The organism is Pseudomonas sp. SHLD1 (genome assembly GCF_028640935.1).
GTDB lineage: Bacteria > Pseudomonadota > Gammaproteobacteria > Pseudomonadales > Pseudomonadaceae > Chryseomonas > Chryseomonas aestiva.
Map to the genome: position 1 here is coordinate 181,866 of NZ_JAQZAD010000035.1, position 15,127 is coordinate 196,992.

Annotated in this window: 10 protein-coding genes and 2 pseudogenes; 6 read left to right on the top strand and 6 right to left on the bottom strand. The window is 67.7% G+C overall.

What is annotated here, in order from left to right; all coding sequences use genetic code 11:
• Window positions 1-4: 4 nt before the first annotated feature.
• Both PVZ77_RS24470 and PVZ77_RS24475 read right to left on the bottom strand, forming a co-directional pair.
• Window positions 5-1,363, bottom strand: coding sequence for an MFS transporter (locus tag PVZ77_RS24470; RefSeq protein WP_273808628.1), 1,359 nt, complete (start codon window positions 1,361-1,363; stop codon window positions 5-7).
• Window positions 1,364-1,450: 87 nt separating this feature from the next.
• Complete coding sequence (locus PVZ77_RS24475; protein WP_273808629.1) at window positions 1,451-2,485, bottom strand: LacI family DNA-binding transcriptional regulator; 1,035 nt, start codon at window positions 2,483-2,485, stop codon at window positions 1,451-1,453.
• Window positions 2,486-2,628: 143 nt separating this feature from the next.
• Here PVZ77_RS24475 and PVZ77_RS24480 point away from each other — a divergent pair, with 143 nt between their 5' ends.
• From PVZ77_RS24480 to PVZ77_RS24490, 3 genes are all read left to right on the top strand, one after another.
• A complete protein-coding gene (locus PVZ77_RS24480; RefSeq protein ID WP_273808630.1) occupies window positions 2,629-3,231 on the top strand; it encodes a LysE family translocator in 603 nt (200 codons plus the stop codon).
• Window positions 3,232-3,249: 18 nt separating this feature from the next.
• On the top strand, window positions 3,250-4,107 hold the full coding sequence (locus tag PVZ77_RS24485) for an AraC family transcriptional regulator (RefSeq protein WP_273808631.1): 858 nt from the start codon (window positions 3,250-3,252) through the stop codon (window positions 4,105-4,107).
• 120 nt (window positions 4,108-4,227) lie between these two features.
• The gene (locus tag PVZ77_RS24490) at window positions 4,228-6,201 is read left to right on the top strand and encodes a BCCT family transporter (RefSeq protein ID WP_273808632.1); all 1,974 of its coding nucleotides are present in this window, start codon (window positions 4,228-4,230) and stop codon (window positions 6,199-6,201) included.
• 141 nt (window positions 6,202-6,342) lie between these two features.
• Here PVZ77_RS24490 and PVZ77_RS26270 read toward each other — a convergent pair whose 3' ends face one another.
• The 3 genes and pseudogenes from PVZ77_RS26270 to PVZ77_RS24500 all read right to left on the bottom strand — a co-directional run bounded on the left by PVZ77_RS26270 (window position 6,343) and on the right by PVZ77_RS24500 (window position 9,291).
• On the bottom strand, window positions 6,343-7,050 hold the full coding sequence (locus tag PVZ77_RS26270; protein WP_405046274.1) for a methyl-accepting chemotaxis protein: 708 nt from the start codon (window positions 7,048-7,050) through the stop codon (window positions 6,343-6,345).
• A 153-nt stretch (window positions 7,051-7,203) separates the two neighbouring features.
• Window positions 7,204-8,343: pseudogene (locus PVZ77_RS26275) on the bottom strand (cache domain-containing protein); the annotation flags it as partial.
• A 198-nt stretch (window positions 8,344-8,541) separates the two neighbouring features.
• Window positions 8,542-9,291 (bottom strand): annotated as a pseudogene (locus PVZ77_RS24500) (carbon-nitrogen hydrolase family protein).
• A gap of 217 nt (window positions 9,292-9,508) precedes the next feature.
• Between PVZ77_RS24500 and PVZ77_RS24505 the strand changes: the two are divergent.
• The 3 genes from PVZ77_RS24505 to dld all read left to right on the top strand — a co-directional run bounded on the left by PVZ77_RS24505 (window position 9,509) and on the right by dld (window position 14,002).
• Window positions 9,509-10,645, top strand: coding sequence for an iron-containing alcohol dehydrogenase (locus tag PVZ77_RS24505; RefSeq protein ID WP_273808634.1), 1,137 nt, complete (start codon window positions 9,509-9,511; stop codon window positions 10,643-10,645).
• A gap of 163 nt (window positions 10,646-10,808) precedes the next feature.
• Window positions 10,809-12,152, top strand: a complete 1,344-nt coding sequence (locus PVZ77_RS24510; protein ID WP_273808636.1) for an MFS transporter — start codon at window positions 10,809-10,811, stop codon at window positions 12,150-12,152.
• Between the two features lie 80 nt (window positions 12,153-12,232).
• Complete coding sequence (gene dld / locus PVZ77_RS24515; RefSeq protein ID WP_273808637.1) at window positions 12,233-14,002, top strand: D-lactate dehydrogenase; 1,770 nt, start codon at window positions 12,233-12,235, stop codon at window positions 14,000-14,002.
• Between the two features lie 18 nt (window positions 14,003-14,020).
• Here the strand turns inward: dld and PVZ77_RS24520 are convergent, their stop codons facing one another.
• Entirely contained in the window at window positions 14,021-14,959 is a 939-nt protein-coding gene (locus PVZ77_RS24520; RefSeq protein ID WP_273808638.1) for a LysR family transcriptional regulator, read from the bottom strand.
• Between the last annotated feature and the right edge of the window lie 168 nt (window positions 14,960-15,127).

The window sequence follows — 15,127 nt, forward strand, 5'->3', positions numbered from 1 at the left end:
GGAATCAGGGACGGGTGGCAGGCAGGGCGGCGTCGGCGGTGGCGGGTGGCTCGTCGTTGAGTTCACCGAGGTCCAGGCGCCTGAGCGGGCCGACGATGACCAGGTAGGAGAAGGCGCCGAGCAGGCCCATGGCGGCGACGTAGGTGAGGGCCACGTCGAAGGAGCCAAGCCTGTTGATCATCAGGCCGATCGCCAGCGGGGTGACGATGCTGGCGATGTTGCCGCAGAAGTTGAAGAGGGCGCCGCTCACGCCCATGGCGCGCTTGGGCGAGACATCGCCGACGATGCACCAGCCCAGGTTGCCCACGCCCTTGGCGAAGAAGGCGATGGACATCACCAGGGTGACCAGGGCGATGGACTGGGTGTAGTTGGCCACCACGATGCTGCTGGAGAGCAGCAGGCCGACGATGATCGGCGTCTTGCGCGCGGCGGTGAGGCTGTAGCCGCGGCGCAGCATGCCGTCCGACCAGAGTCCGCCGAGGACGCCGCCCAGGCAGCCGGCCACCGGCGGGATGGCGGCGATCAGGCCGACCTTGAGCATCGTCAGCCCCTTGGCCTCGACCAGGTAGGTGGGAAACCAGGTGAGAAAGAACCAGGTGATGGTGGTCAGGCAGAACTGCCCCAGGTAGATGCCCAGCATCATGCGGTTGCCGCTGATGGCCTTGAAGGTGCGCCAGCTGAAGGGCGCCCGGGTGTCGCCCAGGTCGGGCAGGCCGCCGCCCGCCTCGATATGGTCCAGCTCGCGCTGGCTGACGCGCCGGTCATGCCGGGGCTCCTGCACGGTGGCGAACCACAGCAGGCCGATGAGGATGCCGGCGCCGCCGGTCCAGAAGAACACGTGTTCCCAGCCGAACTGGTTGAGCAGGATCACCATCAGCGGCGTGAACACCGCCAGGGCGAAGTACTGCGCCGACTGGAAGATGGCGGTGGCCAGGCCGCGCTCCTGGCGCGGGAACCACATCACCGTGAGGCGGTTGTTGGCCGGAAAGGCCGGCGACTCGGCGACGCCCATGAGAAAGCGCAGCACGAACAGCGCCAGCAGCGCCGAGGAGAAGAATTCGACGTAGCCCTGCAGGAAGGTCAGCACCGACCAGAGGATCAGGCTGGCGCCCAGTACCAGCCGCGAGCCGAAGCGATCGAGCACGATGCCGCCGGGAATCTGCATGGCGGTGTAGGCCCAGCCGAAGGCCGAGAAGGCCAGGCCCATGGCCACGGCATCGAAGCCGAGGTCGTGGCGCATGGCCGGCGCGGCGATGGAGAGGGTGGCGCGGTCGACGTAGTTGAACACCGTCACCAGAAAGATCATCGCCAGCACGAGATAGCGGACGCGGGTGCGCCGCGACGGCTCGGGGGAAGTGCGCATTGTTATTGTCCTTTTCAGCGGGCAAAGCCGGCGGCGAGGCCGGCACCTGCAGGAGGACGCTAAGCTGATTACGCAATCATTCAAGCGTCAGCGCGTGCTCTCGCGCATGACCAGGGCGAAGCCGGTATCCCGTTGCCGCGGCGCCTCGGCGCCCGCCAGGCGGGCGAGCAGGGCCGCGGCGGCATGGGTGCCCATCGCGGCGCCGCGCACGTCCACGGTGCTCAGCGCCGGGATCAGATGGGCGGCGCTGGCCAGGTTGCCGAAGCCCATCACGGCCAGCTCCTCCGGGATCTGCAGGCCGCGGGCATGGCCTTCGGCCAGCACCCCGTGGGCGAGGGTGTCGGAGCTGCAGACCACCACCTCGGGGCAGGCGCCAGCGGCGAGCATGCGGGCCAGGCCCTGGCGACCCAGTGCCGGGGTGGCCGGCGGTGGCAGGCTGACATCGGCGGGTGCGGCCAGTCCGTGGGAGGCCAGTTCGGCATGAAAGGCATCGCGGCGCAGCCGCCCGCGGGGATCGTCCAGGGTCAGGCTGGCGAAGTGGCGATAGCCGCGCGCCAGCAGCTCCCGGGCGACGGCCTGGCCCACAGCGACATGGGAAAAGCCCACCAGCATGTCCAGCGGTCGCTCGCCCTGGTCCCAGCACTCCACCAGCGGAATGCCGGCCCGGGACAGGCGCAGTCGGCTGGCGGCCGTGTGCAGGGTGCCGGTGAGAACCATGGCGTCGGGGCGGCGGCGCAGCAGGGCGTCCAGCAGCCGCTCCTCGCGTTCGGCGGAATAGTCGGTCAGGCCCAGCAGGGTCTGATGGCCGGCCTCGGTCAGGGTCTGCATGAGCGCCTGCACGGTGTCGGCGAAGATGGAATTGACGATGGTGGGCACCAGGATGGCGATCAGCCGACTCTCCAGGGGCGCGCCGCCGGTGGTAAGCATGGCCGGCTGGTAGCCGCTCTCGCGCACCGCGCGAAAGACCTTTTCGCGTAGCGCCGGGCGGACGATCTCCGGCTGGTTGAGGGTGCGCGAAACGGTGATCGGCGAGACCCCGGCCAGGCGGGCCACGTCCTTCAGGGTCGGTGGCTTGCCATCGGGACGACCGGGCCAGGACGGGGCGTTGCGATCACCGGACAAGAGCGACTCCGCGACAGGAGGGGGAATGCCCGATTCTGCCGAGTCATACGATGACTCTCAAGATGGACGAGCCACAGACGTACAAGCCAGAACCGGACGTGCTGGCTAGCCTGGGTCTCCCTCTCTAAGTCTGCAGGTGTCCCGTGGAAATCGTCCTCTATGCGCTGAGCGTCATCTACAGCCCCGGTCCGGTCAACGCCCTGGGCCTGAACGCCGGCCTGCGCGGCCAGGCCCGCCGGGCGCTGGGATTCTATGCCGGGGTGGGCTGCGCCATGCTGATCCTGTTTCTGGCCCTGGGCTATGCCGGCGCGGTCCTGGTCTCGGGGGCGCTGCTGCCGTGGCTGGCGCTGCTGGGCGGTGGCTATTGCCTGTACCTCGGCTATCGCATTGCCCGGGCCGCGCCGCCGACGGCGGACGCGGAGGAGGGCGCCGCAACGCGGCTGACCTTCGCCCGCGGCTTCCTGATCCAGGGGCTCAATCCCAAGGGCTGGCTGGCGGTGCTGCCCATTGCCACGGTGATGTTTCCGGCGGCCCAGGTGACCGGTGGCAAGATCGTCCTCTGGTCGCTGCCCCTGGCCCTGTCGGCGGGCGGCGCCCCGGCCAGCTACGCCTTGCTTGGCGCGCTGCTCGGGCGCTACCTGGTGCAAGGACGTGGCTTGCGCGGGGTGAATCTGCTGCTGGGGCTGAGTCTGGTCGGCTGCGCCCTGCTGCTGTTCCACGACGCCTGGCGCGGTCTGCTAGGCTGAGCGCCGGAGGGAGTCGCCATGAGCACCCAGATCGAATTGCCCGGCACCACGGATTGGGTACGCCACGCCCCGGCCCATGCCGAGCTGGAGTCCATCGAGGCGTTTTTCAGTGGCCATGCCTTCGACCCCCATCGGCATGCCACCTATGCCATCGGCCGCACCCTGGCCGGGGTGCAGAGCTTTTCCTATCGTGGCGCCAGGACCAACAGCCTGCCGGGCGAGACCATGGTGCTCCATCCCGATGAGGTCCACGACGGTCGTGCCGGCGCCGCCGGTGGCTTTCGCTATCGCATGCTCTATCTGCCGCCGACCCTGGTGCAGGACATCCTGGGCGGGCGACCCTTGCCCTTCCACCGCGAGAGCATCTCCCAGGATCCGCGCCTGGCCCGGGCCACCGAAGCGGTGTTCGCCGCCCTCGACGCGCGGCCCGACGCCCTCGGTCGCGACGATGCCCTCTATGGCCTGGTCGCCACCCTGGCCGAGGTCTGCCAGGCCTGGCCCAGTCGCGGGCGGGTGGATTTCGCCGCCGCGCTGCGCGCCCGCGAATACCTGGAAGACCATCTGGAGCAGGCCGTCACCCTCGACGACCTGGCCCGCTGCGCCGGTCGGGATCGCTGGAGTCTGACCCGGGATTTCCGCGCCTACTTCGGCACCAGTCCCCATCGCTACCTGACCCTGCGTCGTCTCGACCGGGTACGGCTGCAGGTACGCCTGGGGCTAGGGCTGGCCGACGCGGCCGTGGCGGCGGGCTTCTACGACCAGAGTCACATGACGAAACATTTCCGCCAGGCCTTCGGGATGGCTCCAGCCCGCTGGTTTCGTGGACTGGCCAGACCGCCCGCCGTGTCTGCCGTGGATAGTGCACCCGGCCCTTAGCGCCGCAACGGTCAGGCAGGTTTCGCCCTGCGGCATGCGCCGTTCAATGAGCGCCGCCAGCGAAACGATCCCCGTCGAGGGCAGTCAACCTGTGCGCACTTCATAAACAGGAGCCCTTTTATGACCGGCCAGGGAGAATCTGCCGCTCGTCCCACCTTCAGTCCTCCGGTCTTCTGGACCTCGACCCTGCTGCTACTCGCGCTGGTGCTCTATGCCAGCCTGTTCCAGGCCAATGCCCAGTGGCTGTTCGCCGCCATCCAGGGCTGGATCATCACCAACCTGAGCTGGTTCTACATCCTCGCCGTGGCCATCATCCTCGGCACCGTGGTGTTTCTCGGCATGAGTCGCTATGGCGACATCAAGCTCGGTCCGGACCACAGCGAACCGGACTACGCCAACACCACCTGGTTCGCCATGCTGTTTTCCGCCGGCATGGGCATCGGCCTGATGTTCTTTGGCGTCGCCGAGCCGGTGATGCACTTTCTCAACCCGCCCTATGCCGATGGCCAGACGGTGGATGCCGCACGCCAGGCCATGCGCATCACCTTCTTCCACTGGGGCCTGCACGCCTGGTCGATCTACGCCATCGTCGCCCTGATTCTGGCCTACTTCAGCTACCGCCACGGCCTGCCGCTGACCCTGAGATCGGCGCTCTACCCGCTGATTGGCGAGCGCATCTACGGCCCCATCGGCCATGCCGTGGACATCTTCGCCATCATCGGCACGGTGTTGGGTGTCGCCACCTCCCTGGGTTTTGGCGTGTCGCAGATCAATACCGGGCTCAACGTGCTGTTCGGCGTACCGGTGTCCACCCCGGTGCAGATCGGCCTGATCGTCATCACCACGGCGCTGGCCACCCTCTCGGTGGTCTCGGGGCTGGACAAGGGCGTGCGGCGGCTGTCGGAGCTCAACCTGGGCCTGGCGGTGCTGCTGATGCTGACCGTGATCATCCTCGGCCCCACCGTGCTGATCCTGCAGACCTTCGTCGAGAACACCGGCGGCTATCTCAGCGAGATCGTCAGCCGCACCCTCAATCTCAATGCCTATCGACCCACCGACTGGATCGGTGGCTGGACGCTGTTCTATTGGGGCTGGTGGCTGGCCTGGTCGCCCTTCGTCGGGCTGTTCATCGCGCGCATCTCGCGCGGCCGGACCATCCGCGAATTCGTCTCCGGCGTGCTGCTGGTGCCGGCCGGCTTCACCCTGCTGTGGATGACCGTGTTCGGCAACACCGCCATCCACATGATCCTCACCGAGGGCATCACCGATCTGGCCGCCGCCGTATCCCAGGACAGCTCCCTGGCGCTGTTCGCCTTCCTGGAGCACTTCCCCTTCGCCAGCGTGATCTCGCTGATCGCCATCGTCATGGTGGTGGTGTTCTTCGTCACCTCGGCCGATTCCGGCGCCATGGTGGTGGACATGCTGGCCTCCGGCGGTCAGGACCAGACGCCGGTCTGGCAGCGGGTGTTCTGGGGCGCCAGCATGGGCCTGGTAGCCATCGCCTTGCTCCTCGCAGACGGGCTCAAGGCGCTGCAGACCGCCACCATCGCCAGTGCCCTGCCGTTCACCATCGCCCTGCTGTTCAGCATGCATGGCCTGCTCAAGGCGCTCAAGCTGGACGCCACCAAGCGCGGCCTGCGCCATCAGTCGCTGAGTCTCACCCCGCCGACCAGCCGCACGCCGGGGGGCTGGCAGCGCCGGCTGCGCGGCCTGGCGATGTTTCCACGGCGCAGCCACGTGGTGCGCTTCATCAGTGAGGTGGCCAAGCCGGCCTGCCTGGCGGTGGCCGAGGAATGGCGCAAGCAGGGCTATGTCTGCGGCGTAGAGGACCGCGAGGACGGCGGCGTGCGCCTGAGGGTCGGCCCGGCCGAGCAGCCCGAGTTCGTCTACCAGGTAAGACCCCACGCCTATGCCATGCCCAGTTTCGTCATGGGCAGCGAGCCGAACGATGAGCGCAAGTACTTCCGCGCCCAGGTCTATCTGCGCGAAGGTGGCCAGGACCATGACGTCATGGGCTGGTCACGCGAGGACGTCATCGGCGACATCCTCGACCAGTACGAACGCCACATGCACTTCCTGCATCTGGTGGGCTGACAACCTGTCCACGATCTGTTGCGCGTCGGCCAGACCGCGTTGCACATGCCTCGTCTGTCTCTCGCTCGCGAGATCGTGAACAGATTCTGAAAGGAAAAAGCCGGGCGCAGTGCCCGGCTTTTTCATGGCGCGGCGTTGGTGTCACTTCACCCGGAAGCGCCGGACCACGGCGATCAGCTGCTCGTTGGACGACTGCACCGCCGCGGTGCTCTCGGCGGTACGCTGCCCGCTGCTGACCAGGTCGTCGACGATATGCCGCACGGCGACCATGTTCTGGTTGATCTCGCCGGCCACCGCGCTCTGTTCCTCGGCGGCGGCGGCGATCTGGGTCGACAGGTCGCTGATGCGCACCACCGAACCACTCATCTCGTCCAGGCCGTCGGTGACCTCGCGGGTCTTCTCGGCGGTGCTCTGGCAACTGGTCTTGGTCACCTCCATGGCCGCGACCGCGGAACTCACGCCCTGCTGCAGGCGGCCGAGCATCTCGTTGATCTCGGCGGTGCTCTGCTGGGTGCGTCCGGCCAGGGCGCGGACCTCGTCAGCCACCACGGCGAAGCCGCGACCCTGCTCGCCGGCCCGGGCCGCCTCGATGGCGGCGTTGAGCGCCAGCAGGTTGGTCTGCCCGGCGATTTCGCCGATCACCCCGAGCACGTCGTTGATGCGCTGGGCGTCGCTCTGCATGGCCTGCACCTTGAGGGTGGCGTCTTCCACCTGATCGACCAGGGCCAGGACGCTGGCCGAGGCCTGCTGGACCACCGCGCGGGAGCGCTCGGCCTGGCCGTTGGCGGCCTGGGTGAGGGTGGCGGTATCGCTGGCACTGCGGGCCACGGAGTCGGAGGTGGCGCTCATCTCGGTGATGGCGGTCACCGCCTGGTCGGTTTCGCTGGCATGGCGGGCCAGGATGGCACCGTTCTGCTGGGCCTGGCCGTGGAGTTGCTTGAGACCGGTGTCGATGCGGTCGGTGGCGTCACCCACCTCGCCGATCAGGCGCTGCAGATAGCCGATGAAGCCGTTGACCGCGCCGGCCACCGCATCCACCTCGTCCTTGCCGTGCATCGGGATGCGCCGGGTCAGGTCGGCATCGCCGGCGGACAGGGATTCGATGTTGCGTTGCAGCAGGCCCAGGCGACCCATCAGCTTGCCGAGCGCCAGCACCATGATGCCCACCAGCAGCAGGACCAGCGGCAGCTGGATCGCCGCCAGGGTCTTGAGGATGCCGGTGTTGGTCGCCGCGATGAGCGAGGTGGGCAGCGCCGTGGCCAGCAGCCAGGGCGTGCCGGCCAGCGGGCGCAGGAAGAAGGTGTGGGGCGTGCCGTGCTCGTCGACATAGGTGTCGCGCACCACGGCCTCGCCCTTGAGCTTGCCGAGGTTCTGCTGGATGGCGGCGACGAAGGGCGAACGGGCGGCATAGGCCGAGACGTTGTTCAGGATCTGCGACTCGCCGAGTTCGCTGAGGTTGCTGAGGATCTTGCCGTCGGCCTCGACGATCATCATGTCGGTGTCGTCGAGTTCCTTGCGCAGCTGATCCACCAGGGGATTGAAGAAGCCCAGGGTGAGGTCGATGGTCGAGACGCCAAAGGCCTTGCCGTCGCGCTGGATGGCCATGGCGCAGTTGGTGCGCGGCTCGGCGCTGGCGGCGTCCTTGTAGGCGGCGGCCCAGACGCACTGGCCGGCGGGGGCCTTGAGCCCGGCCTGGAACCAGGGCTGCTCCCAGTAGTTGAGCGACTCGGGGGAATTCCAGTGGGTGTTGACGATCAGCTTGCCGCTGGCATCGCGGTGATAGAAGGTGCTGAACTTGTCGCGCCCCTGCTCGCGCTGGTTGGGCAGCGGCCAGATGCCGCCGCCGAACACCTTGGCATCGCCATACTGGTCCACCAGGCCGGGCAGCACCCGGTCGATGGCGGCACTGTCCAGCAGCGGCACGGTCTGGGTGATGGAGCGCTGCTGCGCCTGGATCTGGTTGAGTTCGCGATAGATGCGGGTGCCCACCTCGTTGACGCGGGTAAGCACGGCGGATTCACCGGCGGCGACCAGATCCGGGGTCACCCACAGGCGGATGCCGATGACGGTGGCCGCGAGGGTCGCGCCGATGAAGCCGAGGAAAATCAGGGTGTAGCGGGTCCGGATGGTGTTCAAGGCCATGGTGTCGCTCCTGCGGTTACAGCGTCTTTCACGCTGCGAAAGGCATCCTTGGCGGTGTTCTGGACGAGGATGTCAGAGCCTTATCGGCGTGCGAGGTGTGACCTTTAGTCGCAGAAGGGGCGAGATATCAAATCGCCATTCCGGTCGTGGCGTGACCTGCTAGCCGCTTTTCAGTCAGAGGACTGCGCCATGCAGCCATCAGGATCGCAAGGCGCGTATTTCGCCCTGCCAGTCATCGGCGACCCGCCGGACAATGACCAGGCACGGGCCGTCTCCTGGCGCCGCGACCAGGCACTGGCCATCGGCCTGTCAGAAGGCACTGCGACCCACGCAGGCATAGCCGCCGGTGGGCGCGCCGTGGTTGGCCATGAGTACCGGCATGCCCAGGCGCCGGGCATGGCCGGCCAACCGGGCGCTGTCGGCGGGGTAGCCGGTCGGGCCGATGACCGCCGAGGCCAGGTAGAGGTCGGCGCCCCGGGCACGGGCGGCCTCGGCATGCGCCGGGTGGTTGCTGTCGGCGCAGATGGCCAGCGCGGCCCGCAGGCCCGGCAACTCCAGTAGCGCACCGCCGTTGCCGGGGACGAAGGGCGGCGCCTCGCCCGGATGCAGGTATTCCTTGGTATGGACGCGACAGCTGCCCTCGGCGCCGAGGATCAGCGCACCGATCTGCAGCCCCGTCGGACCCTGGACCGGCGCCCCGACCACGGCCGTGAGCCCGGCCACGCGGCAGGCCTCGCGCAGGGGCCGCAGGCGGGCATCGGCACCCTCCAGCGTCAGCGCCGCCGCCAGGGTCGGTTCATAGCCGGTCAGGGACAGTTCCGGAAACAGCAGGAGCTCCACCCCGGCGTCGGCAGCCGCGGCGATGAAGTCCAGATGACTGCGCAGGTTGGCGGCGAGGTCACCGGCGAGCGAAACGGATTGCGCGGCGGCCAGGGTGAGGGTGGGCATCGTGACTCCGAAGGAAGCGGCAGCGCCCGCGAGATCGGGGCGCGTCCACCGCTGTTGGTAGGGTGTCCAGGCGGGAAGGCAATCACAGGCCGATGTTACCTGGACATGCTGGGGTTGCCTCCAGGTTATACCGCTATCGCTACCTCTCAGTATTTAGAGCGGAAGCCTGTCGCTATAGTCGAGCCGTCTATCAATTTCAAGAATAACAGGACGAGTCATGGCGATAATCAACTATGTAACGGAGATCCGCTTCGGCGCCGGCTGTGCTGCCGAGCTGGCCGACGTCAACGCCCGGCTGGGCTTCCAGCGGCCACTGATCGTCACCGATCGGGGCGTGGTGGCAGCCGGTCTCATCGAGCAGCTGATGGAGCTCAATCCCCTGGCCGCCTACCAGGTGTTCGACGCCACCCCGGCCAATCCCACCGAGGCTGCCACCCGCGAGGGCGTCGCCTGCTTCCGGGAAGCGGAATGCGACGGCATCATCGCCGTCGGCGGCGGGTCGCCCATCGACCTGGCCAAGGCGATTGCCGTGTCCGCGCGCCATCCGGGACCGCTGAAGCAGTTCGCCGTCATCGAAGGCGGCCTGACGCGGATTACCGCGGCGACGGTGCCCATCGTGGCCATTCCGACCACGGCCGGTACCGGCAGCGAGGTGGGACGCGGTGCCATCATCATTCTCGATGATGGCCGCAAGGTCGGCATCCTCTCGCCCCACGTCATCCCGCGGGTGGCCATCTGCGATCCGCTGCTGACGCTCAGCCTGCCGCCGCACCTGACCGCCGCCACGGGCATGGACGCGGTGGCCCACTGCATCGAGACCTTTCTCGCGCCCGGCTTCAATCCCCCGGCCGAGGGTATCGCGCTGGACGGCCTGCGCCGGGCCTGGCGCCATCTGGAACTGGCGTTCAACGAGCCGGGCAATCTGGAAGCCCGTACCCAGATGCTCAGCGCCTCGCTGCAGGGGGCGCTGGCCTTCCAGAAGGGACTGGGCTGCGTGCACAGCCTGAGTCACTCGCTGGGCGGCATCGATCCGCGCCTGCACCATGGCACCCTCAACGCGGTGCTGCTGCCGGCGGTGGTCGCCTTCAACCGGGGGGCGGAGTCGGTGGTCCGCGAGGAAAAACTCGAACGGCTCGCCCAGTCCATGCAGCTGCCCGCGCAGCTGTCGGTGGAGCAGGCGCTGGCGCACAAGGCCGAGGCCCTGCGCCTGCCGACGGGCCTGGCGCAGATGGGCGTCGATAAGGCGCTCATTCCGCGCATCGTCACCGGGGCCCTGGCCGATCACAGTCACAGGACCAATCCTCGGGAAGCCACGGCCGAGGACTATGCCCAACTGATCCAGGCCTCGTTCTGAGGCCCAGCAGCCGGGGGCGGAGAGTCCCTCCGCTGCAGTGTCGTCCGTCGTCCCGCCGCGCGCCTCGATTCCGTTCCGGGCGGGCAATGGGCTGCGGATGACCGACGGCTGTTCTGCAAGACCCTCGCGCGGCAATCACAACAATTAAAGGACGCGAAACATCATGGCTCATCCCAGTACCGCCGCATCCCCGGTGCAGTTCGATCCGCTCTATCGCAAGGTCGCCTGGCGGGTGTTGCCCCTGCTGCTGCTCGGCTACATCATCGCCTATCTCGATCGGGTCAACGTCGGCTTCGCCAAGCTGGCCATGCTCAGTGACCTCGGCATGTCCGATGCGGCCTATGGCCTCGGCGCCGGCATCTTCTTCATCGGCTACTTCATCTTCGAGGTCCCCAGCAACCTGATGCTGCATCGCGTCGGCGCCAAGCTCTGGATCGCGCGCATCATGATCACCTGGGGCCTGGTCTCTTCGCTGATGGCCTTCACCGGGCCCATCGCCCAGCTGCTGGGCATCAGCCACGAGCTGACCTTCTACGGTCTGAGGTTCCTGCTCGGCGTCTGCGAGGCGGGCTTCTTTCCCGGGGTCATCCTCTACCTGACCTACTGGTTTCCTTCGGCGCTGCACAGCCGCATGATGGCCATCGTCATCCTCGGCAACCCGGTGTCCTTCATCTTCGGCGGTCCGCTCAGCGGCGCCATCATGTACTACATGGGCGCCAGCAGCCTGTTGGCGGGCTGGCAATGGATGTTCGTCATCGAGGCCGTGCCGGCCGTGCTGGTTGGGGTGGTGGTGCTGTGCCTGCTGGACAACGGCATCCAGGACGCCAAATGGCTGAACGATCAGGAAAAGGCCGAACTCACCCGGCGCCTCGCCGTGGAGGCCGCGGAAAAACCCCGCATCGCCCTCAGGCGCCTGTATGCCCTGCCCATCATCTGGCTGCTGACCGGCATCTACGTCCTGCTGATGCTGGGCAACTACGGCATCAACTTCTGGGTGCCGACCATCATCAGGAATGCCGGCGTGGCGTCGGTCCTGGACATCGGCCTCATCACCGCCATCCCCTATGTGTTCGGGGCGCTGACCATGGTCTGGATCACCCGTCAGGCCCAGCGCACAGGCAACCAGCGTGCCTATGGCGCCCTGATGTCGGTGCTGGCCGGGATCGGCCTGATCCTCTGCGCGGCCTTCCCCCAGCACCTCCTGCTGATGATCCTGGGTGTCGCCTTCGCCGTGGGTGGCAGCCTGAGCGCCATCGCGCTGTTCTGGGGGCTGCCGGGGGCCTTCCTGCAGGGTGCCGCCGCCGCGGCCGGCATCGCCATCATCAACTCCTTCGGCAACCTGGGCGGCTTCGCCGGACCCTATCTGCTAGGGCTGCTGACCACCCTGTTCGGGTCGGCGCAAGGGGGCCTGATGCTGCTCGGGGGTTGCCTGCTGGTGTGCGCGGCGCTGATGCTGTGGGTGACACGACGGCCCGCGCAGTCGACTACCGGGCTGCTGGCCGAGTAGCCATGCCGGGATAGCCGCGCGTTTTCGATCGGGAGCGACCGCCGTTCGCTTCCGCTGTCTTTGCCAGTGAAGAGGGCGTCATGGATCTGGTCAGCGAGTTGCAAACCATCGTCGGGCGTCGCCATGTCCTGCAGGGGGACGCCGCGACCCGGCGCTTCCGCCTGGGGATCCGCTATGGCGGCGGAGCGGTGCTCGCCGTGGTGCAGCCCGGCAGCCTGCTGGAGATGTGGCGCGTGCTGCAGCGCTGCCACGGCGCCGGGACCATCATCATTTGCCAGGCGGCCAACACCGGCCTGACCGGCGGCTCCACCCCGGTCGCCGAGGGCTACGACCGGCCGGTGGTGCTGATCAACACCCTGCGCCTGACCCGCCTGTCCCTGTTGCGCCAGGGCGAGCAGGTGCTGTCCCAGCCGGGGGTGACCCTGAGCCAGTTGGAGACGACGCTGAAACCCCTGGGGCGGGAGCCGCATTCGGTGATCGGCTCGACCTGCATCGGCGCCTCCATCACCGGTGGCGTCTGCAACAACTCCGGCGGCTCGCTGATCCGCCGTGGACCGGCCTTTACCCAGCTGTCGCTGTTCGCCCGCATCGACGAGGCCGGGCACCTGCAACTGGTCAATCATCTGGGCCTGGCCTTGGGCGACACGCCCGAGGAAATCCTCGGCCGGCTCGACGAGGGCCGCTTCGACGACAGCGCCGTGCAGGACCCGGTCGGCGCCATGGCCTCCGATCGCGAATACGCCCGCCATGTCCGCGACGTGCACGCGGCCACTCCGGCTCGCTACAACGCCGATCCGCGGCGGCTGTACGAGGCGTCGGGCTCGGCGGGCAAGATCGCCGTGTTCGCCCTGCGCCTGGATACCTTTGCGGCCGATCGCAACACCCGGGTGTTCTACATCGGCTCCAACCGAGCGGCTGACCTGGAAGCCATTCGCCGGCATATCCTGGTCAATTTCGCCCAGTTGCCCATCGCGGGCGAATACATGCATCGCACGGCCTATGCGCTCAGCCGTACCTACGGCAAGGACCTGTTCCTCTTCATCCAGCGCTGTGGCGCGCAGCGGGTGCCCCAGGCCTTCGCCTGGAAGACCCGCTTCGATGCCCTGAGCGAACGCCTGGGGCTGGGTGCCCAGCTCGGCGATCGCCTGCTGCAACGCCTGGCGGCGCCACTGCCCGAACACCTGCCGGCGCGCCTCAACGCCTTCGCCGAGCGCTTCGAGCATCACCTGCTGCTCAAGATGGGCGAAGACGGCATCGACGAGGCCCGCGCCTACCTGCAGTCCTGGCTGCCCAGCGCCGATGCGGATTTCATCGAGTGCGACGCGGAGGAGGGCAACGCCGCCTTCCTCAATCGCTTCGCGGTCGGCAATGCCATGAATCGCTACCGGGCGGTGCACCGGGACAGCGTGGAAGACATCCTCGCCCTGGACATCGCGCTGCCGCGCAACACCCAGGACTGGTTCGAGACCCTGCCGCCGGAACTGGCGGAGCAGGTCGAGGTGACCATGTATTGCGGGCACTTCTTCTGCCACGTGCTGCACCAGGAATACCTGGTGAAGAAGGGCCGCGACTGTGCGGCGCTCAAGCGTCGCCTGCTGGCCCTGCTGGAGGCCCGCGGCGCCCGTTATCCCGCCGAGCACAATGTCGGTCACCTCTACGCCGCGGCACCCGAGCTGGAGCGGCACTATCGCCAGCTCGATCCGACCAACGCCTTCAATCCGGGCATCGGGCAGCTGACGCGGCGCTATCGCTGGCAGGAGGACTGCTGCGCCGAGCACGCTGGCGATGCCATCGCCGCGGCAGCGACGGCGGCCCGAGCGGAGGCTGCGGAGACGAGTCGCACGTCCTGAACGGGAGTGCGGGGCCGCTCAGTCCTCCTGCTGGATGGCGTAGAGCGATTCCACCAGCAGCGCGAACGCCGGGTTCTGCTGGGCGCTGCGCCGCGAAACCAGCTCATAGGGTTCGCTATGGGACCTGAGCTGCAGCGGCAGGCGACTGACCAGGCCGTGCTGGCAGACGTAGTCCGCCACCTCGACCGACACCAGCGCCACCAGGCGGGGATTGCGGCTCAGCAGCGACAGGGTGGTCAGCGCCGAGGTGGTCTCGATCAGGTGCAGGGGAAAGGGCAGCTGCGCCTCGAAGAATTCGTGTTCCAGGGTACGTCTCATGGGCATGTTGGCCTGATAGACCACCCAGCGACTGTCCGAGAGATCCTGCAGCTCGACCCGCTCGCGCCGGGCGGCCGGATGGGAGGCGTGGGCGATGACCGCGAGGGCCTCTTCCTTGATGACCAGGGCATCGTAGCTTTCCGGTCGCTCGCTCACCGACAGGCGACAGATGGCGGCGTCCAGTCGTCCCTGGTCGACCAGGCCGAGCAGGGTCGTGCTGGTGTCTTCCACCACCTCGATCGACAGCCGCGGCTGCAATTCCAGCAGCCGCGAGAGGGCATGGGTGAGCAGGGGGACGGCGCCCATGATGGTGCCGATGGCCAGCTTGCCGCCCGAGCCGCTGGCGATGGCGTGCAGCTCATGGCGCAGGTTGTCCAGGTCGGCCTGGATCAGCCGCGCGAAACGAATCGCGCAGGTACCCGCCGGGGTCGGCAGCAGGCCGCGATTGGTGCGCAGGAACAATTCCACCCCGAGGGTGGACTCCAGCTCCTTGAGCGCCTTGCTGGCGCCCGGCTGCGTGAGCCCCAGGCCTTCCGCGGCGTTGAGCAGCGAACCCTTTTCCGCCAGGGCGATGAGCAGGCGCAACTGCTTGGCGTGCAGGCGCGACATGATGGCGTTGAGGCTGGCGAGATTCTTCATTGACCGACCGTTATACCGCAGTGGCTGCGATCACACCTTCAACAATAAGCAGCAGGTACGAGGCCTGGCCCGATTCGTTGGGCTTCGGCGATGGAGCCGCCTCAACCCAACCTACGGGGTCCGTGTAGGTTGGGTCGAGCGCCAGCGAAGCCCAACGGGACGGATTCT

What these genes read in the sequence shown, in the direction of transcription:
- PVZ77_RS24470 (WP_273808628.1), bottom strand. Translation starts at nt 1,363, where the DNA reads ATGCGCACTTCCCCCGAGCCGTCGCGGCGCACCCGCGTCCGCTATCTC.
- PVZ77_RS26270 (WP_405046274.1), bottom strand. Translation starts at nt 7,050, where the DNA reads ATGAGCGCCACCTCCGACTCCGTGGCCCGCAGTGCCAGCGATACCGCC.
- PVZ77_RS24510 (WP_273808636.1), top strand. Translation starts at nt 10,809, where the DNA reads ATGGCTCATCCCAGTACCGCCGCATCCCCGGTGCAGTTCGATCCGCTC.
- PVZ77_RS24520 (WP_273808638.1), bottom strand. Translation starts at nt 14,959, where the DNA reads ATGAAGAATCTCGCCAGCCTCAACGCCATCATGTCGCGCCTGCACGCC.
- PVZ77_RS24490 (WP_273808632.1), top strand. Translation starts at nt 4,228, where the DNA reads ATGACCGGCCAGGGAGAATCTGCCGCTCGTCCCACCTTCAGTCCTCCG.
- PVZ77_RS24505 (WP_273808634.1), top strand. Translation starts at nt 9,509, where the DNA reads ATGGCGATAATCAACTATGTAACGGAGATCCGCTTCGGCGCCGGCTGT.
- dld (WP_273808637.1), top strand. Translation starts at nt 12,233, where the DNA reads ATGGATCTGGTCAGCGAGTTGCAAACCATCGTCGGGCGTCGCCATGTC.
- PVZ77_RS24485 (WP_273808631.1), top strand. Translation starts at nt 3,250, where the DNA reads ATGAGCACCCAGATCGAATTGCCCGGCACCACGGATTGGGTACGCCAC.